Origin of the sequence: Paracoccus sp. Ld10 (genome assembly GCF_045064235.1) — a bacterium.
In the GTDB taxonomy this organism is placed as follows: Bacteria; Pseudomonadota; Alphaproteobacteria; order Rhodobacterales; family Rhodobacteraceae; genus Paracoccus.
On the sequence record NZ_JBISHD010000030.1, the window covers coordinates 1 to 24,931 of the forward strand.

At 64.0% G+C, this 24,931-nt stretch carries 23 protein-coding genes, 1 tRNA gene and 1 pseudogene; 10 read left to right on the plus strand and 15 right to left on the minus strand.

Going from position 1 to position 24,931, the window contains the following annotated elements; genetic code table 11:
• Positions 1-119 precede the first annotated feature (119 nt).
• Genes ACJJVR_RS11980 through ACJJVR_RS11990 form a run of 3 tightly spaced genes read left to right on the plus strand, consistent with a single transcriptional unit; the run spans position 120 to position 2,115 of the window.
• On the plus strand, positions 120-755 hold the full coding sequence (locus ACJJVR_RS11980) for a hypothetical protein (RefSeq protein ID WP_405404851.1): 636 nt from the start codon (positions 120-122) through the stop codon (positions 753-755).
• A gap of 20 nt (positions 756-775) precedes the next feature.
• Positions 776-1,780: a YihY/virulence factor BrkB family protein gene (locus ACJJVR_RS11985; RefSeq protein WP_405404853.1), complete on the plus strand. Its 1,005-nt coding sequence runs from the start codon at positions 776-778 to the stop codon at positions 1,778-1,780.
• A gap of 2 nt (positions 1,781-1,782) precedes the next feature.
• On the plus strand, positions 1,783-2,115 hold the full coding sequence (locus tag ACJJVR_RS11990; protein WP_405404886.1) for an SMR family transporter: 333 nt from the start codon (positions 1,783-1,785) through the stop codon (positions 2,113-2,115).
• On the opposite strand, the gene ACJJVR_RS11995 is transcribed toward ACJJVR_RS11990, so the two are convergent.
• The 3 genes from ACJJVR_RS11995 to ACJJVR_RS12005 form a co-directional block, all read right to left on the minus strand.
• Positions 2,112-3,779 (minus strand): peptidoglycan -binding protein, encoded by a 1,668-nt coding sequence (locus tag ACJJVR_RS11995; RefSeq protein ID WP_405404855.1) that lies wholly within the window; start codon positions 3,777-3,779, stop codon positions 2,112-2,114. The genes ACJJVR_RS11990 and ACJJVR_RS11995 overlap by 4 nt on opposite strands.
• A gap of 4 nt (positions 3,780-3,783) precedes the next feature.
• Positions 3,784-4,932, minus strand: coding sequence for a biopolymer transporter ExbB (locus ACJJVR_RS12000; protein WP_405404888.1), 1,149 nt, complete (start codon positions 4,930-4,932; stop codon positions 3,784-3,786).
• Positions 4,933-5,154: 222 nt separating this feature from the next.
• Complete coding sequence (locus tag ACJJVR_RS12005) at positions 5,155-5,700, minus strand: gamma-glutamylcyclotransferase (protein WP_405404856.1); 546 nt, start codon at positions 5,698-5,700, stop codon at positions 5,155-5,157.
• A gap of 63 nt (positions 5,701-5,763) precedes the next feature.
• Here ACJJVR_RS12005 and ACJJVR_RS12010 point away from each other — a divergent pair, with 63 nt between their 5' ends.
• Positions 5,764-6,771: a DUF2125 domain-containing protein gene (locus tag ACJJVR_RS12010; RefSeq protein ID WP_405404858.1), complete on the plus strand. Its 1,008-nt coding sequence runs from the start codon at positions 5,764-5,766 to the stop codon at positions 6,769-6,771.
• Here ACJJVR_RS12010 and ACJJVR_RS12015 read toward each other — a convergent pair.
• The 8 genes from ACJJVR_RS12015 to thrS form a co-directional block, all read right to left on the minus strand.
• Complete coding sequence (locus ACJJVR_RS12015; RefSeq protein ID WP_405404859.1) at positions 6,768-7,697, minus strand: prephenate/arogenate dehydrogenase family protein; 930 nt, start codon at positions 7,695-7,697, stop codon at positions 6,768-6,770. The genes ACJJVR_RS12010 and ACJJVR_RS12015 overlap by 4 nt on opposite strands.
• On the minus strand, positions 7,694-8,782 hold the full coding sequence (gene hisC / locus ACJJVR_RS12020; protein ID WP_405404862.1) for a histidinol-phosphate transaminase: 1,089 nt from the start codon (positions 8,780-8,782) through the stop codon (positions 7,694-7,696). The genes ACJJVR_RS12015 and hisC overlap by 4 nt, the downstream gene beginning before the upstream one ends.
• Positions 8,783-8,865: 83 nt before the next feature.
• Positions 8,866-10,014 (minus strand): calcium-binding protein, encoded by a 1,149-nt coding sequence (locus ACJJVR_RS12025; protein ID WP_405404864.1) that lies wholly within the window; start codon positions 10,012-10,014, stop codon positions 8,866-8,868.
• A gap of 133 nt (positions 10,015-10,147) precedes the next feature.
• Positions 10,148-10,768, minus strand: a complete 621-nt coding sequence (gene rpsD, locus ACJJVR_RS12030) for a 30S ribosomal protein S4 (protein ID WP_136857291.1) — start codon at positions 10,766-10,768, stop codon at positions 10,148-10,150.
• 298 nt (positions 10,769-11,066) lie between these two features.
• The gene (locus ACJJVR_RS12035) at positions 11,067-12,287 is read right to left on the minus strand and encodes an MFS transporter (protein WP_405404866.1); all 1,221 of its coding nucleotides are present in this window, start codon (positions 12,285-12,287) and stop codon (positions 11,067-11,069) included.
• Positions 12,288-12,342: 55 nt separating this feature from the next.
• Entirely contained in the window at positions 12,343-12,972 is a 630-nt protein-coding gene (locus tag ACJJVR_RS12040) for a DsbA family oxidoreductase (protein WP_405404868.1), read from the minus strand.
• Between the two features lie 614 nt (positions 12,973-13,586).
• The gene (locus ACJJVR_RS12045; RefSeq protein ID WP_042244736.1) at positions 13,587-13,793 is read right to left on the minus strand and encodes a cold-shock protein; all 207 of its coding nucleotides are present in this window, start codon (positions 13,791-13,793) and stop codon (positions 13,587-13,589) included.
• A gap of 191 nt (positions 13,794-13,984) precedes the next feature.
• Positions 13,985-15,931, minus strand: a complete 1,947-nt coding sequence (gene thrS / locus ACJJVR_RS12050) for a threonine--tRNA ligase (RefSeq protein ID WP_405404869.1) — start codon at positions 15,929-15,931, stop codon at positions 13,985-13,987.
• 116 nt (positions 15,932-16,047) lie between these two features.
• Here thrS and ACJJVR_RS12055 point away from each other — a divergent pair, with 116 nt between their 5' ends.
• Positions 16,048-17,337, plus strand: coding sequence for an MFS transporter (locus ACJJVR_RS12055; RefSeq protein WP_405404871.1), 1,290 nt, complete (start codon positions 16,048-16,050; stop codon positions 17,335-17,337).
• On the plus strand, positions 17,334-18,068 hold the full coding sequence (locus ACJJVR_RS12060) for an alpha/beta hydrolase (RefSeq protein ID WP_405404873.1): 735 nt from the start codon (positions 17,334-17,336) through the stop codon (positions 18,066-18,068). The genes ACJJVR_RS12055 and ACJJVR_RS12060 overlap by 4 nt, the downstream gene beginning before the upstream one ends.
• On the opposite strand, the gene ACJJVR_RS12065 is transcribed toward ACJJVR_RS12060, so the two are convergent.
• Together ACJJVR_RS12065 and phaZ are read right to left on the minus strand one after the other, a co-directional pair.
• Positions 18,065-18,538, minus strand: coding sequence for a pyridoxamine 5'-phosphate oxidase family protein (locus ACJJVR_RS12065; RefSeq protein WP_405404875.1), 474 nt, complete (start codon positions 18,536-18,538; stop codon positions 18,065-18,067). The two genes, ACJJVR_RS12060 and ACJJVR_RS12065, sit on opposite strands and share 4 nt — an antisense overlap.
• A 90-nt stretch (positions 18,539-18,628) precedes the next feature.
• On the minus strand, positions 18,629-19,975 hold the full coding sequence (gene phaZ / locus ACJJVR_RS12070; protein WP_405404878.1) for a polyhydroxyalkanoate depolymerase: 1,347 nt from the start codon (positions 19,973-19,975) through the stop codon (positions 18,629-18,631).
• Between the two features lie 134 nt (positions 19,976-20,109).
• Between phaZ and phaC the strand changes: the two genes are divergently transcribed.
• The 4 genes from phaC (at position 20,110) to ACJJVR_RS12090 (ending at position 23,472) form a co-directional block, all read left to right on the plus strand.
• Positions 20,110-21,993 (plus strand): class I poly(R)-hydroxyalkanoic acid synthase, encoded by a 1,884-nt coding sequence (phaC, locus tag ACJJVR_RS12075; protein ID WP_405404880.1) that lies wholly within the window; start codon positions 20,110-20,112, stop codon positions 21,991-21,993.
• Positions 21,994-22,169: 176 nt separating this feature from the next.
• Positions 22,170-22,625 carry a Phasin gene (locus ACJJVR_RS12080; protein ID WP_405404882.1) on the plus strand — a complete coding sequence of 152 codons (456 nt, stop codon included), beginning with the start codon at positions 22,170-22,172 and terminating at the stop codon, positions 22,623-22,625.
• Positions 22,626-22,761: 136 nt separating this feature from the next.
• Complete coding sequence (gene phaR, locus ACJJVR_RS12085) at positions 22,762-23,340, plus strand: polyhydroxyalkanoate synthesis repressor PhaR (RefSeq protein ID WP_405404884.1); 579 nt, start codon at positions 22,762-22,764, stop codon at positions 23,338-23,340.
• Positions 23,341-23,382: 42 nt separating this feature from the next.
• Positions 23,383-23,472 (plus strand) — tRNA-Ser (locus ACJJVR_RS12090).
• Positions 23,473-23,794: 322 nt separating this feature from the next.
• Here the strand turns inward: ACJJVR_RS12090 and ACJJVR_RS12095 are convergent.
• Positions 23,795-24,490 (minus strand): hypothetical protein, encoded by a 696-nt coding sequence (locus tag ACJJVR_RS12095; RefSeq protein ID WP_405404891.1) that lies wholly within the window; start codon positions 24,488-24,490, stop codon positions 23,795-23,797.
• 24 nt (positions 24,491-24,514) lie between these two features.
• Positions 24,515-24,931: pseudogene (locus tag ACJJVR_RS12100) on the minus strand (IS5 family transposase); the annotation flags it as partial.

A 24,931-nucleotide genomic window follows, 5' to 3' on the forward strand; every position in this document is an offset into this window, starting at 1 on the left:
GCATAGCGGGGCAGGGGGGCGGGGGCAAGTTTTCATGCGCTGCCATTGGGTTTGCGGGAACATTCCTTGCGCAAGAGGGGTTCGGTGGCAACAGACGTGACAACCGACCGGAGATTTCCATGCGCAGCCCCCAGACCCCCCGTTCCCCGTTGACCGAGGCCGACCGCACCAGTCAGACACGGTTTGGCCCGCGACCGGTTCCCGTGGGACATCGTCGCCTGAATTCGCCCGTCACCGACGATGCCTCGACCGCGGCCAAGGTCGTCGTATGGGCCGGGGTCGCGCTTGGTATGGCGGGTGTCACCGCCGCTGCGGCCATCGTCGCGCGCAAGCTGGTTGTCGGCGATGATACACGGCAAACCAAACATCGCGAAACCGCTGCCCCACGCTTTGCCCGTCTGGAAGAAGAAGAGCGCGAGGCGATGCGCCGTCGTGTCCGCGCTCAGGCCCGCGATGACAACGCCCATGTTGCCCGCGTGCGCGCCAACGCATCGCGCGGCCGCAGCGGCAATTTCGCAAAGGACCTGACCCGCACCGCGACCGACCTGTCGCAGGGGCTGAACGGTGTCGCACAATCGCTGGCCGGCGCATTCCAGTCGTTCCGCGGTGTGTCCAGCCAGGCCACGACCATCGTCGGCGATTTCGTCGCGGCGGCAGATCAGTTGCGCGCTATTCTGAACGGTGCGCCCGGTCCCAACCCCGGCCCGGTCCAGAACCGCACGCCGCGGCCCACTTCGGACGACACCCGGATCTGAAGCAACCCAAGGGACAACCCATGACCCAGCAGACCGGCATACGGGGCGCATTGTTCGGCCCGCTGGACGATGAGACGCGACAGAAGTTTGGATTATCGACAGACGGCGTCAAGACCACGCCCAAGAAACCCGTCCCGGGACTGCGGGACATGTCCCGCGCCGACATGATCGCCGTGGCGAAATCGACCTTTCGCCAGATCGGAGAAGATCGCGTGACGTCCGTTTCAGGCGGCGTCACGTTTTTCGGTCTGCTGTCGCTGTTCCCGGCGATCACGGCATTCGTGTCGTTATATGGTCTGTGGGCCGACCCGCTGACCATACAATCCCATCTGGCCCTGATGGAAACGCTGCTGCCCGAAAGTTCGCTGGAAATCATCCGCGCGCAGGTGGTTGCGATTGCATCGTCTTCGACTGGGGCGCTGTCACTGGCCGGTTTCGTGGCGTTGCTGGTCGCGTTCTATTCGGCGAACGGGGGAATGAAGGCGCTGTTGTCGGCGCTGAACGTGGCGTTCTTTCAGCGTGAGACGCGAGGTATCGTCAAACTGAACCTGGTCGCGATGTGCTTTACGGTTGGTGGACTTGCGATGATCGCGCTGATGTTGGCGGTCATTGCGATCGTGCCGATGTTGCTGCGCCTGCTTCCCATCGGGTGGGGCGCCGAGACAATTTTGACCGTGATCCGGTGGCCGTTGATGTTGGGCCTGCTGATCATGGCGCTTGCCGCCGTCTATCGCTGGGGACCCGCGGCGCCCAAATCGCGGTGGCGCTGGGTCTCACCGGGGGCGATCTTTGCGGGGTTGGCATTGGTTGCGACGTCGATGTTGTTCTCGTGGTACGCGGTGAACTTTGGCAACTACAACGAGACCTATGGTTCTTTGGGTGCTGTCGTCGCGCTGATGACGTGGCTGTGGCTGAATGCGACGATCGTGCTTGTCGGGGCAGAGATCAATTCCGAACTGGAACGGCACCTCAAACATATGGCAGGGTTGCCCGATGATCGCCCCCTGAAACGAGAGTCGAAATGATGATGTCGCCCTACATCCCCCTGAGCATCGCCATCGCGCTGGAGGTTCTAGGGACGACACTGCTGCAGCGATCAGAACAGTTCACCCGTCTGGCGCCGACCGTGGGCATGGCACTGTGTTATCTGGCCAGCTTTTATCTGCTGTCGGTCAGCCTCAAGGTGCTGCCACTTGGCGTGGCCTATGCGATCTGGAGTGCGTTTGGCGTAGCCTTGGTCGCGATGATCGGGTTGGTCGTCTTTGGCCAGCGGCTTGACCTGCCGGCAGTGGTGGGCTTGGGTCTGATCGTTTCGGGTGTGGTCGTCATCAACGTCTTTTCCCGTACCGTCGGGCATTAACGCTCGGTCAGCTTCAGCTCGATCCGACGGTTCAGCGCCCGGGCCTCGGGTGTGTCCTGCGTCGTGATCGGTCGCGTATCGGCAAAGCCTGTCGGGGCCAGCCGCGCCGCCGGAAAGTCTAGATCATCGGACAGATAGCGGACGACCGCCAACGCGCGGCCTTGGCTCAGCTCCCAGTTATCAACGTATCGGCCGGTTCCAGACAGGGGCCTGTCGTCGGTATGGCCGTCCACGCGGATGATCCAGTCGATTTCGGGTGGAATCTCCTGGGCGATGTCGCGCAGCAGCCCCGCAAGGTCCGACACCTGGTCGCGGCCTGCGCCTGACAGAGTGGCCTCTCCGGGCGCGAACAGAACTTCGGACTGGAACACAAAGCGGTCGCCCACGACCTGCACGCCCTCGCGCCCCGACAGGATCTGGGACAACCGACCGAAGAACTCTGAACGATAGCGTGTCAGATCCTGCGCCTCGGCTTCGGCGGCAAGCCGCGCTTCCTCCTCCAGCGCCAACCGGGCGCGGGTTTCTTCGGCGGCACGGACCAAGGCGGCATTCAGTTGCTGTCCCAGATCGGACACCCGCAGCTCTGCGTCCGCCTGCTCATCACCTGCCGCATCCAGCAGCGCCTGCAGCGAGCCAAGCTGCGCCCGCAATTGCGCCACCTGTTCGTTCAGCGCGGCCACGCGCCGTTGGCTGTCCTGCGACAGATCCTGCTGATCGGCCAGTTTTGCGCGCGCGGCAGCCAACAAGGCGGCCTGACGATCGGCCTGGGTCATCTGGGTGTCGGCTTGGGCCTGCGCCTCATCACGGGCCGCATCGGCTGCAGCCAGCAGGGTCAGCGTCTCTTCCGCCTCGCGGCGCCGCTCTTCCAGAAAAAGGGTCATGGCGGTCAGCTCGGCATCCGCCCCCGCCAGCCGTTCGCGCAGCAGGGCGGCGGCCTCGGCCTCGGCCAGACGGGTCTGTTCGGCCTCGGTCAGGGTTGCCTGGGTCTGATCCAACTGTGCCTGCTGCTGGTCCACTTGCGCGCGCAGATCGGCGGCCAATGCCTCCAGCGCATCACGGCGCGCGGCGGCAAGACGCGCGGCCTCTGCCTGCGCGTCGGTTTCCGATCGCGCGGACGCAACCGCCAGTTCCGCGACTGATGCCCGCGTTTCCGCCTGATCCAGCCGCGTTTCCAGCGTTTCCAGTTGCGCCTGACCCTGCGCCCGTTCCGCCAGCAGGGCCGCAACCTCGGCCTCGAAATCGGTCAGGCGGGTGCGCGCATCCTGCAGCTGCGTCTGTCCTGTGGCCAGTTGGCTGGTCAGCCGCGCGATGCGGGCGGCGCGGTCGCGGGCCTCTGCCTCGGCGCGGGCGGCGCGTTCAGCCTCGGTCTCCAGCGATCGGGTCAGACCGGCCTCGCGGTCCTGCGACGCGTTCAGCGCCTGTCCCAGGGACGCGACCTGCGCACCCAGCTCGTCCAGTTGCCGTTCCTGACGGGAGATGACCTGACCCTGGTCGTCGATCGTGCCGTCCTGCGTGGTGATCTGTTCGCGCAACACGCCCTGAACGACGGTAAAGATCGTCAGAACGAACATCAGCACCAGCAGCAGCGCCGTCATCGCATCGACAAAGCCCGGCCAGATCGTGGACGAGAAACGCTGCGCCGATGAACCGCGGGACAGGCGCATCGGGTCAGCCCTCTCCGCGGGCGGGGTCGCCCGCCAGCAGATCGTCGCGGAACGGATCGCCAAAGCGCGCGGCCCGCACCGCGCGGGTCAGCACCAGGATATCGGCGCGCAGATCGGCCAGCATCTCGTTCCGGCCCCCGGTCAGATCGGTCGACAGCCGGTCCAACGCGGCCTCCAGCCGGGACATGTCGGGGGCTGGAGGCTGGTGGTCGGCCAGGCGGTTCAGGGCGTGGATCAGGCGTTCCGACTGTTCGTTCGGCGCGGCGCGATCGGCCTGCACCTGCTGGACCAACGCATCGATCGCCTGCGCCATGACGACGACGCGTTCATCGGCCATCAACGCGGCCTCATCGCGCATGGCGTCGCGTTCGGCGTTATAGGCCTGCAGGCGGTCCATCTGACCGGCCATCTGGTCCAGAAAGCCCGCCAGCGCCGCCTGATCGATCCCGTCGCCATCGCCGGACGCGATGCTGATCCGGGTAAAGCCTGACATCCATTCTTCAAGTTCGCGATAGAACCGGTTCTGGCCATGGGTCACGAACAGTTCCAACAGGCCCACCACCAGCGACCCCGCCAGTCCCAAAAGCGAGGACGAGAACGCCGTCGCCATCCCGCCCAGTTGTGATTCCAGTCCGGTCATCAGGTTCTGGAACAGGTCCAGCCCTGACTGGCCGTTCTGCGGCGACAGTGCCCGGATGGTCGCGACCACCGCGGGAATGGTTGTCGCAAGGCCGTAGAATGTGCCCAGAAGCCCCAGAAAGATCAGCAGATTCGCCAGATAGCGGGTGATGTCGCGCGCCTCGTCGATGCGTGTCGCGACCGAATCCAGGATTGAGCTGGCAGAGCTGGCGCCAATCGCCTCTCCGCCGGGACCGCGCGATCCCAGCATCGCCGCAAGCGGGGCCAGCAGGCGCGGCGCACCGTCCTGCGCCCCGCTGATGCGGTCGGTATCGCGGCGGCGCGCGGCGAACCGTTCGATCCAGCTGACCGACCCGGTCAGTTGCGCCACCTGCCAGAAACAGGCCAGCACACCCAAGGCAAAGACCGCCAGGATCAGCCCGTTCAGCCAGCGGTTCGCGTCGAATATGGACAGGATGCGGCCATATGCGAACCAGCCCCCGGCCAGCACCATCCCCAGCACGATCAGCATCATCAGGATCTGTCGCACCGGCTGGGAGAAGCGCGGCGCGCCGGCCGCCCCAATCAGCGCCTTGTCCCGCGTGGCCGAGATGCGCCGGTTCGTCAGGGTCAGCCGCGAGGGCGCATTCTGGTCGCCATTTGTCGGATCGCTCACCGGTAAATCCCCGTCACTTCGATGCTTTAGCCCGACTGTAGGACGGGGGCGACCACTTGCCAAGCATTCCGACGGTCCGCGTCAGCCCGCCGGCGGCAGCAGCGCCCGTACCGCCTGCGACAGCGCGTCCAGATGGTCGTCGGGCATGCCGATACGGGTCAGATGGGCGGCCGTGTTGAACAGGTATTCCGCATTCGGGCCACGCCCGCCATGCGCCTGCGCGATGATGCGGGCCTGTTCGTCGGCGGGCAGCCCGCCCGCATACTGGCTGTGGTCGCGGCGCATCACATAGGCCAGCGCCTGCACCCGTCGCCCGTCCTGCAATGCCAGTGGCAGGATCGTCTCGCGATAGGCATCGGTCACCAATTCGCGCGCGCGCAGGTCGGCCAGGACACGGTCGTGATCATGCGGCCGTATCCGCAGGGCCACGCCCTGACAGATCGCACCGTCCTGCGGATCAAGGCCCAGCACCAGTCCCGGCGCGGCCTCGGTCCCGCGATGCTGAACGGATCGCAGACAGAAGCTGCGGGCATATCCGGTCAGCCGCGCATGTGCGACCTCGGCCGGATCGAAACCGGGGTTCCAGATCAGCGAGCCATAGCCAAAGACCCATTCGATGCGTTCCATTGTCCGTCCTTTCGGGGCACAAGGTAGGGCAGGATCGGTCAGGAAAAAAGGGCAGGGGCGGCAATGCGTGGGACGGTGATCGCGACGGGACTGGTACTGGCGGTGCTGGCGGGGGGCTGGCTGGGGGCCGAAACGCTGGCCCGCGACCGCGTGGCGGCCCTGATCGCGGATGACCCGTCGCTGCAGGCGGCGTCGGTCGCTCCGCTGCGCGACCCGCGGCGCATCGGCATCGCGCTGTCCGAACCGGCCTGGGCGGACCCGGCGCTGAGCGTCAGCCTGCCTTGGGCGCGGCTGTATCTGTCGCCCCTGTCGCCGCTGACCGCGCGGCTGGACCTGCCCGACGGGGGGCAGGTGACGCGGGGCGGGCAGGCGATGCAGCTGGGCCTGTCGGCACCCACGGCCAGCATGGCGTTGTCGCCGCTGAACGGCATGGCGCCGAACCGCTTGGATCTGGTCGCGCGTGACCTGACGCTGGATGGCCAGCCCCTGGCGCAGGGTCTGTCGGTGCATGCGAGTCTGACGGGGCTGGGGGCCGACGCGCCGCGTCCGGCACGGGCGGCCTATGACATCGATCTGGGGCTGACCGAACTGCAGGTCGGGGGGCTGGCGCAACTGGGGTTGGACCCCGGGCCGATCCCCGGTCCCCTGTCGGTGCAGGGGTCGGTGCAGGTCTGGCTGGACGGCACGCCGCGCGTCACTGGTGATACCGCCCCGCAGGTCGTGGGCTGGCAGACCGCAGGGCTGGACCTGCAGGCCGATCAGATCAAGCTGCGCATCATCGGCCGCCTGTCCCGCGATGAGCAGGGGCGCGCCGAGGGGCAGGTGGCGCTGTACTCTGCCGATGCGGACGCGATGATCGGGTTGGCCACAGGGCTGGGCCTGATCCCCGCACAGGCCGGAATGCTGTTGCGCGCCGGGCTGTCGCAGCTGTCGCAGGCGGAACTGGACGACACGCTGCCCGGCCCCGATTTTCCCGCCGCCGCGCAGGGGGAGCTGCGCCTGCCCATCATCATGCGCGACGGGCAACTGATCCTGGGCGGCGTGCCGGTCGGCCCCGCCCCCGCGATCTAGTCCGCGGGGCGCGATGCGCCGGGCGTGCGGCCAAAGTCGGGCGCCTCGGTGTCCTGACCCGCCTCGATGATGCCGCGACGGATCGCGCGGGTGCGGGTGAAATAGTCGTGCAACTGCTGGCCGTCGCCCATGCGGATGGCGCGCTGCAGGACGAACAGCTCCTCGGTAAAGCGGCCAAGGATGTCCAGCGTGGCCTCTTTGTTGTGCAGGAACACGTCACGCCACATGGTCGGGTCGCTGGCCGCGATCCGGGTGAAATCGCGGAAACCGGCGGCGGAATACTGGATCACCTCCTCGCCGGACACCCGGCGCAGGTGGTCGGCCACGCCCACCATCGTATAGGCGATCAGGTGCGGCGCGTGGCTGGTGACGGCCAGGACCATGTCGTGATGCGGCGCGTCCATGCGGTCGGTTTTCGCGCCCATCGCGGTGATCAGACGGTCCAGCCGGTCCAGCGCGTCGGGGTCGGTATCGGCCATCGGCGTCAGCAGCCACCAGCGATTGCGAAAAAGGCCGGCAAAGCCCGCGCGCGGGCCTGAATGTTCGGTGCCGGCCAGCGGGTGGCCGGGGATGAAATGCACCCCCGCCGGCAGGCAGGGCGTGACCGCATCGATCACCGACTGCTTGACGGAGCCGACATCGGTGATCGTGGTGCCGGGGGCGAGATGCGGCGCGATCTCGGCCATGACCTCGGCCATGGCGCCGACGGGAACGGCCAGCACGACCAGATCAGCGCCCGCCACCGCCAGCGCGGCGGTATCGCAGACCTCGCACAGGCCGATCTCGCGCGCGGTGTCGCGGGTGGCCTGACTGCGGGCATAACCGGTGATCCGCCCTGCCAGCCCGCCCTCGCGCATCGCATGTGCCATGGAGCCTGCGATCAAGCCCAGTCCGATCAGGGCGACCTTGTCATAGACCTGCGTCATTGCGTGCGCCCCTGCATGAAGTGCCCCAGGCAATCCAGCACCCGCGTCACTGCATCGTCGTCGCCCACGGTGATGCGCAGCGCGTCGGGCAGGCCATAGCCGCCCACGCGTCGTACCAGGATGCCCTCTGCCCGCAGTGCCGCATCGGCGGCCATGGCGGTATCGGGGCTGTCAAAGCGCGCCAGCACGAAATTGGCGAAACTTTCGTCACAGCCGATGCCCATTTGGACCAGCGATTGCCGCATCCGGTCACGCATCCGGGCGTTCAATGCGATGCAGTGGTCGGTGAAGTCGCGGTCCAGCACGGCGGCGCGGGCCGCCTCCATCTGGGTGTTGGACAGGTTGAAGGGCTGGCGGATGCGGTTCAGCACATCGATGACCTCGCGCGCGGCATAGCCCCACCCGATGCGCAGCCCGCCCAGGCCATAGGCCTTGGAGAAGGTGCGGGTCATGATTACGTTCGGATGCCGGTCGACCAGCGACGCGCCGCCGTCGAAACCGGCGGCAAATTCGGTATAAGCGCCGTCATGGACGAACAGCACCTGCGGCGGCAGACCGTCGATCAGGCGCTGTAGTTCGTCCGCGGTCAGCATCGTTCCGGTCGGATTGGCGGGGTTTGCGATGAACACGACGCGCGTGCGGTCCGTCACCGCCGCCAGAATCGCGTCGACGTCGACGCGGCGCGTGTCCTCCGGGACGGTCACGGGGGTCGCGCCGACCATGCGGGCCAGGATCGGATACATGGAAAAGCCATGTTCGGTCGTGATGACCTGATCCCCCGGACCGGCAAAGGCCTGGACCACGAACTGCAACACCTCGTCCGAGCCCACGCCGCAGATGATGCGGTCGGGGTCCAGACCATGCACCTGCCCGATGGCCGCACGCAGCGCAGCGTGATCTGTCGCCGGATAGCGGTGCAGATCGCCAGCCGCCTTGCGGAACGCATCCTGCGCGGCGGGGCTGGGGCCAAGCGGATTTTCGTTCGAGGACAGTTTGAGCACGTCGTCGCGGCCTGTCAGCGTGCTCTCGCCGCTGACATAGAGCGCGATATCCATGATGCCGGGCTGCACGGGGGTCTGGGTCATGGGGGTCCATCCTTGTATCGGACCCGGTCTAGTCCCGCGGATCGGGTTAGAAAAGCCCCCAATCCGCCGCGCCCGCCCTGCGGTCAGGCAAAGACGAAATCGCCCGCGTCGATCAGCAGGTGATCGACATTGCTCAGGACGATGCTGTCGCCGCCATACCGGATCACGGTGTCCAGGCCCCGGTCGATGATGCGCAGGTCGTCCAGTCCATCCGGCCCTGCGGCAAACATGATGCGGTCCGTGCCGTCTGCGAAATCGGTGATCCGGTCCTGTCCGGCACCCGGCCGGAAGACAAAGCTGTCCGCCCCCGCTCCGCCGGTCAGCACGTCGGCACCCGCGCCACCCTCCAGCCGGTCGTTGCCGTACCCGCCGCGCAGCACGTCCGCACCGATGCCGCCATCCACCACGTCATTGCCCAGACCCCCATCCATGACGTCATTGCCGAACCCACCCCGCAGGACGTCGTTGCCCGCCCGGCCAGACAGGACATCGTTGCCGGCTCCGCCCTCCAACAGGTTCGCGCCGGCATTCCCCGACAACCGGTCGTGGCCTGCGCCGCCACGCAGGTTTTCGACCCCGGTGACCGTAACACTGCCGGTGGCGAAACGCTGTACCCCCGTCACCGCCAGATCGACGGCGACATTCGCCGTGGTGATCAGTTGCAGCATGTCGATGCCTGCGCCACCGTTCACGACATCCGCGCCGTATCCCGCCAAGAGCAGGTCATTGCCCGCGTCCCCGTTCAGACGGTCATTGCCCAGACCGCCATCCAGCACATCCGCACCGATGCCGCCGTTCAGCAAATCGTGGCCCAGCCCCCCCTGCAGAACGTCGGCGCCGGCACCGCCGAACAGGACGTCATTGCCGCCCATGCCCTGAATCCGGTCGTTCCCGGCCAAGCCGTCAACGATGTCGCGGCCAGAAGAACCGGTGATCTGGTCGTTCGATGTCAGGACCGCCCGCCAGATCGACAGATAGTCGCCACGTCCAAATATCGCGCCTTCGTCGATCCGCCCCGGTGCTGTCGAAATAACGAATTCCGACATGGTCATGACATCGCGGCCGTTCTGCGTCAGGCGCAGGGCGCCAGCGCGGTCATAGCCGGCGGATCCGATCTCTATCCGGTAGCCGTTGGAATGGTCGATCCAATCCTCGTTTCGGCCAAAGCGGCCGGGGCCGAAATTGGTCGCGGCGGTCAGGTCAAAGGATTGGTAAAGCTGAATGCGGGCCATCGTGGCGCTCCGTCTGGATGCAATGCCGCGATGCTAGACGATCACGCCCACGCGGCGACGACGAAGTGCATAGAATGCAATGCAAAAGGCCGCATCCGAAGATGCGGCCCCATGACAGTCAGTGTGGCAAAGATCAGTTCTTTGCGTAGAATTCGACGACCAGGTTCGGTTCCATCTGCACGGCATAGGGGATGTCGCCCAAGGCCGGGGTGCGCACGAAGGTCGCGGTCATCTTGTTGTGGTCGACTTCAAGATAGTCGGGGACGTCACGTTCGGTCAGGGCGACGGCTTCCAGCACGATGGCCAGCTGGCGCGAACGCTCGCGGATCGAGATGACATCGCCTTCCTTGACGCGGTAGGACGCGATGTTCACGCGCTGACCGTTGACCTGAATGTGGCCGTGGTTGACGAATTGGCGGGCGGCCCAGATGGTCGCCACGAACTTGGCGCGATAGACGATCGCATCCAGGCGACGCTCGAGCAGGCCGACCAGGTTCTCGCCGGTGTCGCCGCGGATCCGTTCGGCTTCGGCATAGATGCGGCGGAACTGCTTTTCGGTCAGGTCGCCGTAATAGCCCTTGAGCTTTTGCTTGGCGCGCAGCTGGGTGCCGAAGTCCGACAGCTTGTTCTTGCGGCGCTGGCCATGCTGGCCGGGGCCGTATTCACGACGATTGACGGGCGACTTGGCGCGGCCCCAGATGTTCTCGCCCATGCGACGGTCGAGTTTGTACTTGGCAGACGTGCGTTTGGTCACGGCTGATCTCCTTCTTGCAGTTGCGAAGGGCGTTGTCCTCTGGCGTGAGCCTGACAGGGTTCCCCTTGCGGGGTCCACCAACACCAACGAAGCGTGCCGTATAGACGCCCAGGCCCCGGTGTCAACCGCAATCACCCGCGATGGTCACTGGTGTGGCCGCCGGCCCTGCGCGGGTATGGTGGAAGCGCACGCGACGGGCGCCCGAAAATTGCGTCCCGCGACGGCCGGGGGGCCAGCCCCCCGGACCCCCCGGGGACAGCGCCGGAGCCCATCGGTAGGAGCCGTGGCCCGCCAGCCGTCAGTCGTTCAAGCTGCGCATCAGGGCCCAAGCCAGACCCGAGCAAATCAGCGTTGCGGTGATCGCCGGGATGGCAGTGCCGTTGTAGAGAAGCCCGACAGGTGCTGCGATCAGCACCGCCGACAGGGTCGAGATCGCGGCCACGATGGAGGCGGCCATGCCTGCGATGTGGCCCATCCGCTGCAGCGCCAGCGCATTCAGGTTGCCGAAGGTCACGCCGGCCATGAAGAACACGCTGACCGCCCAGAAGAAGAACAGCGGGAACTCCACCCCCTGCGGCAGCACGCCGGACAGGATCAATGTCAGCGCGACCGCCGACACGATCGTCTGCATGATATACGCCCATTTCGCGATCCGTCGCATGCCGAAACGCATCACGAAGGTCGCGTTCAGGATTGTCCCCGAGCCCGACAGCAGCGCCATGGCGGCGAACCACAGGTGAAAGTTCTCTCCCTTGCCGTAGGTTACGCCGAAAAGCTGTTGGGCGGAGGAGAGGAGCCCGAACATCTGGCCGAACCCGAGGGTCAGAACCAGGGTGGTCAGCATCACCTGGCGGTCGGACAGGACCTCTCGGGCGGCGGCAGAGAGGGTGGCGATGCGCAGGGGGCGACGGGCGGCGGTGGGCAGCGTTTCGGCCTGGCGGATGTTCAGCCACAGCGCGCCGATCATGGCGAACGCAATGAAGGCCAGGAAAACCCCGTGCCAGTTCGAAATCGCGATGATCCCGGCACCGACCGTGGGTGCGACTGCCGGGATCATGATGAAGATCATCATCACAAAGCTGCTGATGCGGGCCATTTCGCGGCCCTCGTAGAGGTCCCGGACCAGGGCCAGGCCCACAATGCGTGGTGCTGCGGCGCCAAGGCCCTGGACGAACCGCGCGACCAGCAGGAATTCCAGTGAGTCGGCATAGATCGCGGCAATGGTCGCGGCGATGTAGATGCCGAACCCGATGGTGATCGTACGCTTGCGGCCAAGGGCGTCTGACAGCGGGCCGGCAAACAGCGTGCCAAGCCCCATTCCGGCGACGAACGTGGTCAGGATCAGTTGGGCGCGGTTCACGTTGTCGGGCGTCAGGTCCGCCGCAATATCGGGCAATGCAGGCAGCATCGCGTCGATGGAAAAGGCAATGGTGGCGAAAAGGAACGCCAGCATCGCGATGAATTCGGGCAAGGGCAGGCGGCGCTGTTGCGCAAGCCCGGGGAAGGAAACATCTGTCATGGGATCACCGATTGGGTCTGCCATTCAGATAGGCCTATCTTGCAGAGTCTGCAAGTTAAGGCTGGGGGGATGCTGCCATGATCTCGTCGATGACGTTCTGCCACAGGGCGGCGGGCTGTGCGCCGCTGACCGCATGCGCGTCCGAGATGATGAATGTCGGCACCGAATTGATTCCCCGCTGGCGTGCATGCTGTTCGCGACGGATGACCTCGTCACGGTCGGCATCGCTGGCCAGAAGCCGTGCGGTCAGCGTGGCGTCCATGCCGGCGGCCTCGGCGATCCGCGTCAGGGTTTCCGCATTTCCGATATCCTCCGCGTCGTACCAATGCGCGTTCAGCAGGCCGGACATCACGGCGGTCTGGGCACCTTCCAGTCCGGCCCAATGCATCAGCCGGTGCGCATCGGTCGTATCGGGTTGGCGGGGTGACGGGTTCAACGTCAGCCCCAGGGCGGCGGCCCGTTCGGCCTGTACCTTGACGACGTCCTCGGCCTGATCGCCGAACTTGGCTCGCAGATAGGCAACGCGGTCCATCCCTTCGGGCGGCATGGTCGGGTTCAGGCGGAACGGATGCCATGTGATCGTGAAGGGGTGGTCGGGTCGGCTTTCCAAAGCGCGGTCCAGTTCGACCTTGCCGATCAGGCACCAAGGGCAGACGGGATCGGTGATGATGTCCAGACGGGTCATGGTCGGTCCTTGCGATGCGCCCCGGGCAGGGCGGTTGATCTCGTCGGTCAGTGTGCGGGACTGCGCGGCCCGCATGGTTGACGCGCGACCTGTTCTAGCGGGCAAGCCCGCCTTGGGCCATAGCCTGCATCCGCAAGGGTTTCGGGCCGCTGCCCGGCACGCGCCTCAAAATACCCGATCATGTTGTTCAACAGGCTTTGCCAACACCCTGACCAGCGTGACATCCGCACCAATTCAGATGGTGGGCCGATGGTCCGGCATTCCGTGTCAAACAAATGCCATCATATGAAGGCGCTGTATAATGCCGGTGTTTTCTGCGTTCCATCCATATCATCGATCCGTCAGGCACGGCGATTTCGAACACCGTTCATCACCGCAGACAGCAAGACCGCAATGGTCCGAGCGACAGATGGTCTGAACAGATGCGGCAGCCATTTCATCGCCCTATTCGATGTTCCGCGAAAATTCGGGTGGCCTGTCCAGTTGCGCCTCTGGCTTGATCGGACTATCACGGGCGCACATCGCCATGTAACAGCGTCCGTCCTGTCGCATGGTTCCCGTCGACGAAAAACGGCCCGCAAAAGCGGGCCGTCCAGATCACGCAAAAGGCCGGATCAGAGCAGTTTCAGATCGCTGGCCGACGCACGGCCGTCACGGCCCGATTGCAGTTCGAACGCGATTTTCTGGTTGTCCTGCAGACCCGTCAGTCCGGCACGTTCCACGGCCGAAATGTGCACGAACACATCCTTGCCACCATCATCGGGCGCGATAAATCCAAAGCCCTTTGTCGAATTGAACCATTTCACCGTTCCGGTCGCCATAACCGCATTCTCCTTCAAGTCATCCCGACGCAGGATTGCGCCAGGCCGTGCAGCCCGCTTTCGGTCTTCCGGCTGCCCAAGAGGGAGGCGGTAGAAAGTCTTTGCTCACGCGATTGAGAGGATGCCCGAATCGTCGCAAAACGCAAGCGTCAAACGCAGCCCGGCGGCGCCGCGTTTGACGCAGGCAACGATCAGCGCAGGTCCGGGGGCGTCGCTTCGGCCGCCAGATCGGCCACGACCTGGTCCAGGGGAACGGTGCGGCTGCCTTGTGCATCCAGGCGGCGCAGGGAGACGGTGCGGTCCTCGACCTCCTTCATGCCGATCGCCAGGATGGCGGGGACGCGCCCGACCGAATGTTCGCGGACCTTATAGTTGATCTTTTCGTTGCGAATGTCGGCCTCGGCCCGGATCCCCTGTGCGCGCAGGGCGGCCACGACCTGATGCACATAGTCGTCGGCATCCGACACGATGGATGCCACGACGACCTGACGGGGGGCCAGCCAGAATGGCAGCTTGCCGGCGCTGTTCTCGATCAGGATGCCGATGAAACGTTCAAAGCTGCCCAGAACCGCGCGGTGCAGCATGATGGGACGGTGCTTGTGCCCGTCGGGTCCGACATATTCCGCATCCAGCCGTTCCGGCAGGTTGGGGTCCACCTGCAGCGTGCCGCATTGCCAATCGCGCCCGATCGCGTCGGTCAGCACGAACTCCAGCTTGGGGCCATAGAACGCGCCCTCGCCGGGGAAGACGGTATAGTCATGGCCCGCGGCCTTGCAGGCGTTGCCGAGGGCGGCCTCGGCCCGGTCCCAGCTTTCCTCGGTGCCGATGCGCTTTTCGGGGCGGGTGGACAGCTTGATGCGCCAGCCGTCAAAGCCCAGGTCGGAATAAATGCCCGCAAGAAAATCGATGAATTTCTTGGTCTCGACCTCGATCTGGTCCTCGGTGCAGAAAATATGCGCATCATCCTGCGTGAACCCGCGCACCCGCATGATGCCGTGTAGCGCGCCGGACGGCTCATAGCGGTTGCACGACCCGAACTCCGCCATGCGCAGCGGCAATTCACGATATGATTTCAGACCATGGTTGAAGATCTGCACATGGCAAGGGCAGTTCATCGGCTTAAGCGCGTTGATCGTCTTGGTCTTGGCATGCTCCTCGTCGACCTCGACGATGAACATGTTTTCCTGATAGTTCTCCCAGTGTCCTGATTCTTCCCACAATTTCCGGCTGACGACCTGCGGGGTGTTGACCTCGACATAGCCGTCGGCGCGCTGCTTGCGGCGCATGTAATCCTGCAGCGTGGTATAGATGTTCCAGCCGTTCGGGTGCCAGAAAACCTGGCCCGGCGCCTCTTCCTGCATGTGGAACAGGTCCATCTCGCGGCCCAGCTTGCGGTGGTCGCGCTTGGCGGCCTCCTCCAGCATGGTCATGTGCGCCTTGAGGTCGTCGCGGTTGCGGAACGCCACGCCATAGATGCGCTGCAGCATCGGGCGGCTGGCATCGCCCAGCCAATAGGCTCCGGCGATATGGGTCAGCTTGAAGGCGTCGGCGGGCAGCTGTCCGGTGTTCTGCAGGTGCGGGCCGCGGCACAGATCCTGCCAGTCGCCGTGCCAGTACATGCGCAAATCCTGACCCGCCGGAATGCGGTCGATCAGTTCCAGCTTGAAGGGCTCGTTCGCCGCCTTGTAATGCGCGATGGCGCGGTCGCGGTCCCAGATTTCGGTGCGGACGGGTTCGCGGGCGTTGATGATCTCCTTCATCCTGGCCTCGATCGCGCCCAGGTCGTCGGGGGTGAACGGTTCCGCCCGGTCAAAGTCGTAGAACCAGCCGTGATCGCGGATCGGGCCGATGGTAACCTTGACGTCGGGCCAGATCGACTGAACCGCACGGGCCATGACATGGGCGAAATCGTGGCGGATCAGCTCCAGCGCCTGCGCCTCGTCCTTCATCGAATGAATGGCGATCTGGCCGCTGGCCGTGATCGGCCATGCCAGATCAATGTGATTGCCGTCCAGGCTGGCGGAAATTGCGCGTTTTGCAAGGCTGGGCGCGATGCTCTCGGCCACCTCGGCAGCGGTCACGCCTGCGGGATAGTCACGCGCATTGCCATCGGGAAAGGTGAGGGTGATCTGGGACATGTTGTCCTCCTCGTCGGTTTGGCGCCCACGGAACGCCCGGTTGCGGGTTATGGTCGGGCAGGCATGGACGTGCCCGCGCGATTAGTCAAGATTACGGCAACACACGGGAAGTCAGCATGAGCCACCATACCGATTTCGAGGACCAGCTGTTCGAGCGTCTGGTCGACGACCCCGACAATGACGGTGGTCTGTCGGACACCCAACAGCAAGTCGAACCGCGCAATTTCCTGCGCCATATCGTGTCGCTGGCGGCGTCAAAGCTGGGCGACGGGCTGGTCGATGCGAAACTGGTGTTGTCCTGGCTGCTGACTCATCTGGGCGCGGGCGCAGGCGTGATCGGCCTGCTGGTCCCCGTGCGCGAGGCCGGGTCGCTCTTGCCGCAACTGTTCACTGCGGGGGCCATCGGCGCCCTGCCACGCCGCAAGTGGGCATGGGCCGTTGGCAGCGTCGTGCAGGGTCTGGCCGCGCTGGCCATCACCGCGATCGCGCTGACGATGCAGGGGGCGGCCGCGGGGGCCGCCATCATCGCCGCGCTGGCGGTGCTGGCGCTGGCGCGGTCGGTCTGTTCGGCCAGCTACAAGGACGTGTTGGGAAAGACCGTGGGCCAGTCGCGGCGCGGTGCGGCCACCGGATTTGCCAGCAGCGTGGGCGCGGGCGGTGTGATCATCTTTGCGGTCCTGCTGCTGTGGCAGCCGCTGGACCGGGCCGTGCTGGTCATCGGCGCGGTGGCGCTGGCGGGCGTCGCGTGGATCGCGGGCGGCGCGGTTTTTGCCACCCTTGATGAAGAGGCGCAGCCGCGAGAAGAAGTGCTGAGTCTGTCGCAATCGATCGGTCAGCTGCGCCTTGTGCGTCAGGATGGACAGTTGGCGCGATTCATCGTGGCGCGTTCGCTGCTGGTTGGATCGGCATTGGCACCGCCCTATCTGCTGGTACTGGCCGCGGCAGGAGAGGGGGACCAGCAGTTGGGCCTGCTGGTGTTGGCATCGGCATTGGCGTCGCTGCTGTCGTCATGGGTCTGGGGGCGCATGTCGGACAGGTCCGCGCGGCGTGTCCTGATCTGGTCGGGCGTTGCGGGTGCCGTCGCGCTGTGCGCGGCACTGATCCTGGCAGCGATGGGGCTGGCACAGGCGACCGGCGCGATTGCGGTGGTTCTGTTCGGCCTGATGATCGCCTATCACGGGGTGCGACAGGGGCGGACGACCTATCTGGTCGACATGGCGCCCGAAGATCAGCGCGCGGCCTATACGGCGGTGTCGAACCTTGTCGTGGGCATTGTGCTGTTGGTGGCGGGGGCTGCGTCCGCAGGGCTGGCGATGCTGGGTGCCGAATGGACTGTGGCTGCTTTTGCTGCGGCATCGGCCCTTGGGGCCTGGGTCGCATGGGGATTGAACGAGGTAAGCGAATGACGGATCATCTGACCACGGACTCGGGACGGCGCATCGCCTATGATCGGCTGGACGGGCAGGGGCCCGGCGTGGTTTTTCTGGGTGGCTTTCGGTCCGACATGCAGGGTTCCAAGGCGGTCCATCTGCGGGATTGGGCTGCGGCCCGTGGGCGGGCCTTTCTGCGGTTCGATTATTCGGGCCATGGGACCAGCAGTGGTGCATTCGAGGATGGTTGTATCGGAGATTGGGCCGCCGACGCCCGCGCCGTGATCGAGGCCCTGACGCATGGACCGCAGGTTTTGGTCGGATCGTCGATGGGCGGATGGATCAGTCTTTTGCTGGCGCGTACCATCCCCGATCGCGTCGCCGCATTGGTCACGATCGCTGCCGCGCCGGATTTTACTGAACGTGGCTTTTGGGCCGGGTTTTCCGCCGAGCAGCGCGACATGATGGCAAAAGACGGGCGCGTTGCCCTGCCAAGCGAGTATGGCGAACCGCTGATCCTGACACGACGACTGATCGAGGATGGCCGCAAGCACCTTGTCCTCGATCAACCGTTATCTCTGCCGTTCCCGGTTCGAATGTTACAGGGAACGGCGGACGCGGATGTTCCGATGTCGTGGGCGATGGACCTGTTGGATCATGTGTCGGGCGAGGATGTTCGGCTGACCTTGGTAAAGGGAGCCGACCACAGGTTTTCCTCGCCCGAATGCCTTCAGCTGATTGTCGCGACAATCGACGCTGTGGCCTAGAATGTCAGGGTATAGTGATCGCCCATATCAGGTTTCTCACCCGTGAGCTTGGATTTGGCGATCTGATACAAAAACGACATGCTGCCGCCGGTTGCCCAGACCTCGGCCTCGGACAGGTCAAAGCGCAGCAGTTGGACATCCGGGTCCTGTTTTCCGTCCTCGAACCAGCTGGAGGCGACGGCGTTCCATATCTCGTCCAGTTTGGCCCGGTTGTCGGACAGCGACAGCTGTCCATGGATGCGGGCATAAAGGCCCTGCCCACCGTCGCTGACCACATGCATGGACGCCTGGGGTCCGGATGCCACGCTGTGGGCCAGATCGGTTTCCTTGGCAGTGATGAACCACAACACGCCGATCTTGCGATCGGTGTAATGCGACATCGGTACCAGGCGCGCATCCTGCGTAATGCCCAACATGCCGCTGTTGATATCGTCCAGCCGGCTCCAGAATTGATGATTGTGGTCGGTCATCGTCATGTCCTCTTGCGCCGCGTCAGGCGGCAGTCATGGGACAAACAATGCTGTGTGGGGCCGGGTTCCCCCGCCCCCGATGCAAGGGAGTCAAACAGCGACGTTATCGGCACCGACCGGATCGTTGACGCCGCAATCTGCCGCCTGACCACCGGCGCGCCGCTTGCGGCGAGGCTTGACGCTGTCGGGTTGTGCCGCATTGTCATCAATGAAATCAAGGACAAGCGGCCGGATGTTCAGCCGCCATGACTTGCCGGCAAAGATGCCGTAATGCCCCGCCCCAGGTTCCAGATGCTGCACTTTCTTGGCATCGGGCACGCCGGTGCACAGGTCCAGCGCGGCAACGCATTGGCCGGGGGCGGAAATGTCGTCATTTGCCCCCTCGACCGTCATGACGGCCACATCGGTGATCTTGCCGATATCGACAGGGTTTCCCTCCACGGTAAACCGGTTCTGCGCGATTTCGAGGTTCTTGAAGATGCGTTCAACGGTCGACAGGTAGAATTCTGCGGTCATGTCCATGACCGCCAGATATTCGTCATAGAACTTGTTGTGCTTGTCGCCTTCGGTGGCGGTTCCGCGGGCCTCGGCATAGATCTGTTCGATGAATGCCTTGGTATGCGTCTGCATGTTCATGCTGATGAACGATGACAGCTGTGCCAACCCCGGATAGACCATCCGTCCAGCGCCACGATACTTGAAGCCCACGGATTGAATCGCCAGATGCTCCAGCTCGCCCATGGTGATCCGGTTGCCGAAATCGGTGACCTCGGTCGCAGCGGCATCGGGATCGACGGGCCCCCCGATCAGGGTCAGTGTCCGGGGTTGTGCCGCCGGATCTTCCTGCGCCAGAATTGCGGTCGCGGCCAAGGCCAGCGGTGCGGGCTGACAGACCGCGATGACGTTCACGTCCGGGCCCAGATGGCGGATGAAGTCGACCAGATACCGGGTATAATCCTCGACGTCGAACTTGCCCTCGCTGACGGGAATGTCGCGGGCGTTGTGCCAATCGGTGACGTACAGTTCGCAATCGTTCAACAGCGACAGAACGGTTGATCGCATCAGCGTCGCATAGTGGCCCGACATCGGCGCCACCAACAGCACCTTGCGGGGCAGGGCCTCACGGCGGGCGACGCGGAAATGAATGAGGTCACCGAATGCCCGGCGCACGACAGGTTCGACATAGACCACGTGATCCTGTCCGTCCTCTCCGGCAATCGGGGGAATCTCCCAGTCGGGTTTGGTCACCATGCGCGCAAAGCTGCGTTCCGTGACACGCCCCCAAGCCCCCAGCATGCGAAAAGCGGGATGCGGGATCAGCGCGAATGCCGGATACGATCCGATCGCCCGCGCGGTCGCGCCCATCCATTCGTTCGTGTTCCGAACCGTCTCCATCGCGTCATAGGACACGATGCCGCGAAGACCTTTGACCGACATGAAACCCCACATTTGCTGCGCTGCGGCATATGATCTGCGCGCGACGAGGCGGCGATAACGGGGTCAGAAGCCGGGTTTACGCCTTGCCTGCCCTGCGCATATCATGATCCCATACGTAGGGGGGATTACGGATCATGGCAAGACAACCGGGTGATACGGGTAAAAATGTTGCCAAATCACGTGCGACACGGGCAACAACCGCAAAGCAACGCGCGAAGCCCGACCCCCAGGCAAAATCACCCACGGCCGCCGCGCCCCCGTCCGCACCGGCCATTCACACGCTGGCCGAAAACATCGAGCGGATCGAGACCTTGGGCCACCGGCTGATGGCCGCGCTGGCCGAACGCACCGTGCCCAATCCCGGCGTCGAAGGGCCGGGCGCGGAACTGTACCTGACGGCTGCCAACGCGTTCCTGAAGACGCTGGCCGAGCATCCCGCAAAGATGATCGAGACACAGGTCGCCTTTTGGGGTCAGACCCTTTCGAATTACGCCCGAGCCCAACAGGCGTTGGCCACCGGGCAGATGATCGCGCCCCAGGATGACAGCCCCGCGGATCGCCGATTTTCAAACCCGCTGTGGCAGACCCACCCCTATTTCAACCTGATCAAGAAACAGTACCTTACAAATTCCCGCGCACTGAAGGACGCGACAGCGACCCTGGACCTGCCCGACGAGGTGGCCCGCAAGCGCGTGCACTGGATGACGGCGCAGATCATCGACATGATGGCGCCCACCAATTTTCTGGCGACCAACCCCGACGCGCTGGAAAAGGCCGTCCAGACCGAGGGCGAGAGCTTGGTCAAGGGGCTGGAGAACCTTGTCCGCGACGTCGAGCAGCACGGTGGAGAGATGATCGTGTCGCTGGCCGATCGGCGGGCCTTTAGGGTCGGAGAGAACATCGGCACCGCGCCCGGCACCGTCGTCTATCGCGCGCCCCTGTTCGAGCTGATCCAGTATGCGCCGACGACGCCCACCGCCCACACGTTGCCGCTGCTGATCTTTCCGCCATGGATCAACAAATTCTACATCCTGGATCTGAAGCCCCAGAACAGTCTGATCCGCTGGCTGGTGGGGCAGGGCCATTCGCTGTTCGTCGTCAGCTGGAAGAACCCCGATGCCGGCATGTCCGACATCGGCATGGAGGATTACGTCGAGGCCTATCTGGACGCGATGGATCAGGTGCAGGCCCTGACCGGGCAGGCGCGCCTGAACGCGGTCGGGTATTGCATTGCCGGCACGACCCTGTCGCTGACGCTGGCGCTGTTGAAGCAGAAGGGCGATGACCGCGTGAATTCCGCCACCCTGCTGACCACGCTGACCGATTTTTCCGATCAGGGAGAGTTCACCACGTTCCTGCAGGATGATTTCGTCGGTGGCATCGATGCCGAGGTCCAGCGCCATGGTCTGTTGCGTGCGCAACTGATGTCGCGCACGATGAGTTTCCTGCGCGCCAACGATCTGGTCTGGGGGCCGGCCATCCGCAGTTATATGATGGGAGAGGCGCCGCCTGCTTTCGATCTGTTGTTCTGGAACGGCGACAGCACCAACCTGCCAGGGCGCATGGCGATGCAGTATCTGCGGGGGCTGTGCCAGAAAAACGCATTTGCCACCGATGGGTTCGACCTGCTGGATCACCGACTGCATCTGTCGGACGTGACGGTGCCTCTGTGTGCGGTGGCCTGCGAGGCCGATCACATCGCGCCGTGGAAGGACTGTTGGCGCGGTGTCGCCCAGATGGGATCGCAGGACAAAACATTCATCCTGTCGCAGTCGGGACATGTGGCGGGCATCGTGAACCCGCCGACACGGCAGAAATACGGGCACTATCTCAGCGATCACGGGTTTGACGGCCACCGGGAGGAATGGATGGACACGGCCGAATTCCAACAGTCCAGCTGGTGGCCGACATGGGGCGCGTGGCTGGCGGAACGTGCGGGCCCGATGGTGCCGGCGCGCGACCCCGGCACAGGACTGGAGCCCGCGCCTGGCCGCTATGTCTACGAGCGCGCGGGATGAGGCGTGACTGGGGCAGATGCGACCCCGAAGGTTTGTAAAAGCAAGGCGAATTTTTGCTGCACTGCAGAAAAATTGCTTGAAATGCTGCAGTGCAGCATTCATATTGGATGCATGGAATGGATCGCAGCGACTCATTCCCCACGTCTCTCGGTCGCTGCATCACAGGAGTGAACGACATGGCAAAGACCCCCGATATGACCAAGACGATGCAGGACATGATGGCGAACTTTCCCATCGACACCAGCTCGATGCAGGACGCGATGAAGTCGCAGTCCATGATGGGCGAAAAGCTGGCTCGTGTCGCACTGGGCGCCGCCGAGCGTTCGACCGAGATCTCGGCCCGTTGGGCCAAGGATTCGATCTCGCGCATGGGCGAGCTGGCAGCCGTCAAGCAGGACCCGTCCGAATATGCCAAGGCCATGAGCGATTTCGCTTCGGCTGCAGCCGAAATGGCCGCAGAGCACATGGCTGCTTACGCCGAGGTCGCAAAGAAGGTCCAGATGGACACCGTCGACCTGATGCTGACCGCTGGCAAGGACATGGCCTCGGACGCGCAGAAAGTGGCCGAAAAGGCGACGCGCGACACCCAGACCGCCGTCAAGAAAGCAACGACGGCAGCAACCGACAAGTGATCTGCTGATCACTGCGACTGACAGGGCAGGGGCGATTTCGGTCGCCCTTGTTCGCATTTGCGCACCGGCTTTTTCCTTTGCGTTTTGCGGGTGCGGAATTCATCATGGTGCCCGGGATGAATTCAAGGAAACCAGGATGGCCGCATCGACTGCGCCGCTGCTGATCAAGCGTTATGCCAGCCGCCGCCTCTATAACACGCAGACCAGCGACTATGTCACGCTGGAGGATATCGCAGGCTTCATTCGCGAGGGCCGCGAGGTCAAGATCATCGACCTGAAATCGGGCGACGATCTGACCCGGCAATATCTCTTGCAGATCATCGCTGAACACGAGAGCCGGGGCGAGAGCGTCTTGCCGTTGGACGTGCTGACCGACCTGGTGCGCAGTTACACGACAAACGCACAGTCCGTCGTGCCGCAATTTTTGGCCGCCAGCTTCGAGATGCTTCGAGAGGGCCAGTCAAAGGTGATGGAAAACATGGCCGCGATTCCGAATCCGATGGCCACGATGCCAGGTTTTGACGCGCTGCAACGCCAGCAGCAGCTGTTTCTCAAGGCAATGATGGGTGGCTTGCGCGGTGGTGCATCGGGGTCTGAACCTGAGGAGGGCACAGCCCCGCCTGCACCGGCCTCCAGCGACCCCGAGGACGAGCAAGACATGGTCGAGATCCGCCGCCAGCTTGCCGAACTGCAAAAGCGCGTTTCCAAGCTGTGATCCCCTTGCACCGCGCCGTGCGTCGGGCTAGACCCGCCCCACGGAGCGGTGGCCGAGTGGTCGAAGGCGCACGCCTGGAAAGTGTGTAGGCGGGAGACCGTCTCGAGGGTTCGAATCCCTCTCGCTCCGCCATTATTCCCATTGCAAACCAGTGACACCGCCCTGACGGGCACGAATTTTTCCGTGTTGTCAAAGGGGTTTGCGGGAACCGACCGAACCTCTTAGATGCGCCGCCCCGCCGAAGCTGGGCTCAGAATGACCCCCAGTCTCAGTTTGGGCGAACCTCGTCCGTTCCGGCTCGATCCGGTTTTCGCTATATATTTCAATGCTCTGCCCCGAACCCCGCCAAAACCCAAACGCGCGTTCCGAAAGATATCCATGCCAACGGAGACCGACCACGCAGTAGGCGCATTGCTCAGGATCGCAGCGAAAATCCAAGCGGCGTTTGGGGTGCTTATGGATGAGGAATAGGATCGAGCGCCAGTCTGACCGTAAAGCGCTCGTTCAGACGGTCATTGATTTCGCGGATCTCGTGAGTGTCATCTTCTTGCAGCGAAATCACCGCACGAACTTGGGTCTCAACGTCTTTAGCCAGCTGATCAAGTGGCTTCAAGATGGGATTGCCGGGTCCAGTTGATCGAGCGCCCACAACAGCAATCTGCGCCGCAAACCTCGCGAAGGCGAGGTATTCTATGACGCGGTGGTGTTCGCTTTCGTCCGCTTTGACATCGAACGCATTAAGAGCACGCATCGCCTTGAAATGCTGGTTGAGCAGACGTCCAACCAAACGCGGCCAGTCGCCGTTTTTTCCGCTGATTGGCAGAACGTGAAGATCGCTGTCGCCGCCTCCTGCAGGCTGAGCATATGCGAGAATAATCTGCAGCAAGGTTCTCATCCGCACAAGCTCTGTGGTCGCGATGCGTTGTCCGGCCAAGTCTTTGCTACGCACCTCAAAGGCTTTTACAGCTTCCTCGATCTTCTTTGCTGTCGCCTTCACGCGCTGTTTCGCTGCTTTTTCTTCGGCGGCCTTTGCAAGCTGAGCAGTCTCCGGTTCGTCGTCGCCTTCGGATGAAGGCTCGGTATTTCGGAGGTCAATTTCTGACTGTCGCCGAAGATCATCCTCATCCTCGCTCGATAAATCACTCGCCATGAGGCCGATTAGGCTCTGGACCCATAACCAATAGATAACGGTTGCGGCGAGCGCGATCGCCGAGAGGAAGACCTTGGGGCACCTGTCATACCGAGTTGCGACACGTCGCTAGTCCTTGAGCCTGCCGAACATGATCTCGATGCGATTGCGGCGTTTGGAGCGACGCTTGTCGTATTTCACGGTTGTCCTGCGCTGCTTGCGCCCCGGGATGCAGGCGCGTATCCCGTTGTCTTCCAACGCTTTTCGGAACCAGTCGGCATCATATCCGCGGTCCCCGAGCAGCCAGCCGACATCCGGCAGGCTGCTCTGGGACGCCCGCGCGCCGATGTAATCGCTGACCTGCCCGGCGGCAACGAAAAGGTTCAACGGCCGGCCCTGGCTGTCACAAATGGCATGCAGCTTGGTGTTCATGCCGCCCTTGGTCCGACCGATCAGGCGACC

Excerpts from the sequence above, each read along its gene's own strand:
- ACJJVR_RS11980 (WP_405404851.1), top strand. The coding sequence starts at position 120 with ATGCGCAGCCCCCAGACCCCCCGTTCCCCGTTGACCGAGGCCGACCGC.
- ACJJVR_RS11985 (WP_405404853.1), top strand. The coding sequence starts at position 776 with ATGACCCAGCAGACCGGCATACGGGGCGCATTGTTCGGCCCGCTGGAC.
- ACJJVR_RS11990 (WP_405404886.1), top strand. The coding sequence starts at position 1,783 with ATGTCGCCCTACATCCCCCTGAGCATCGCCATCGCGCTGGAGGTTCTA.
- ACJJVR_RS11995 (WP_405404855.1), bottom strand. The coding sequence starts at position 3,779 with ATGCGCCTGTCCCGCGGTTCATCGGCGCAGCGTTTCTCGTCCACGATC.
- ACJJVR_RS12000 (WP_405404888.1), bottom strand. The coding sequence starts at position 4,932 with ATGATGCTGATCGTGCTGGGGATGGTGCTGGCCGGGGGCTGGTTCGCA.
- ACJJVR_RS12005 (WP_405404856.1), bottom strand. The coding sequence starts at position 5,700 with ATGGAACGCATCGAATGGGTCTTTGGCTATGGCTCGCTGATCTGGAAC.
- ACJJVR_RS12010 (WP_405404858.1), top strand. The coding sequence starts at position 5,764 with ATGCGTGGGACGGTGATCGCGACGGGACTGGTACTGGCGGTGCTGGCG.
- ACJJVR_RS12015 (WP_405404859.1), bottom strand. The coding sequence starts at position 7,697 with ATGACGCAGGTCTATGACAAGGTCGCCCTGATCGGACTGGGCTTGATC.
- hisC (WP_405404862.1), bottom strand. The coding sequence starts at position 8,782 with ATGACCCAGACCCCCGTGCAGCCCGGCATCATGGATATCGCGCTCTAT.
- ACJJVR_RS12025 (WP_405404864.1), bottom strand. The coding sequence starts at position 10,014 with ATGGCCCGCATTCAGCTTTACCAATCCTTTGACCTGACCGCCGCGACC.
- ACJJVR_RS12035 (WP_405404866.1), bottom strand. The coding sequence starts at position 12,287 with ATGACAGATGTTTCCTTCCCCGGGCTTGCGCAACAGCGCCGCCTGCCC.
- ACJJVR_RS12040 (WP_405404868.1), bottom strand. The coding sequence starts at position 12,972 with ATGACCCGTCTGGACATCATCACCGATCCCGTCTGCCCTTGGTGCCTG.
- ACJJVR_RS12045 (WP_042244736.1), bottom strand. The coding sequence starts at position 13,793 with ATGGCGACCGGAACGGTGAAATGGTTCAATTCGACAAAGGGCTTTGGA.
- thrS (WP_405404869.1), bottom strand. The coding sequence starts at position 15,931 with ATGTCCCAGATCACCCTCACCTTTCCCGATGGCAATGCGCGTGACTAT.
- ACJJVR_RS12055 (WP_405404871.1), top strand. The coding sequence starts at position 16,048 with ATGAGCCACCATACCGATTTCGAGGACCAGCTGTTCGAGCGTCTGGTC.
- ACJJVR_RS12060 (WP_405404873.1), top strand. The coding sequence starts at position 17,334 with ATGACGGATCATCTGACCACGGACTCGGGACGGCGCATCGCCTATGAT.
- ACJJVR_RS12065 (WP_405404875.1), bottom strand. The coding sequence starts at position 18,538 with ATGACCGACCACAATCATCAATTCTGGAGCCGGCTGGACGATATCAAC.
- phaZ (WP_405404878.1), bottom strand. The coding sequence starts at position 19,975 with ATGTCGGTCAAAGGTCTTCGCGGCATCGTGTCCTATGACGCGATGGAG.
- phaC (WP_405404880.1), top strand. The coding sequence starts at position 20,110 with ATGGCAAGACAACCGGGTGATACGGGTAAAAATGTTGCCAAATCACGT.
- ACJJVR_RS12080 (WP_405404882.1), top strand. The coding sequence starts at position 22,170 with ATGGCAAAGACCCCCGATATGACCAAGACGATGCAGGACATGATGGCG.
- phaR (WP_405404884.1), top strand. The coding sequence starts at position 22,762 with ATGGCCGCATCGACTGCGCCGCTGCTGATCAAGCGTTATGCCAGCCGC.
- ACJJVR_RS12095 (WP_405404891.1), bottom strand. The coding sequence starts at position 24,490 with ATGGCGAGTGATTTATCGAGCGAGGATGAGGATGATCTTCGGCGACAG.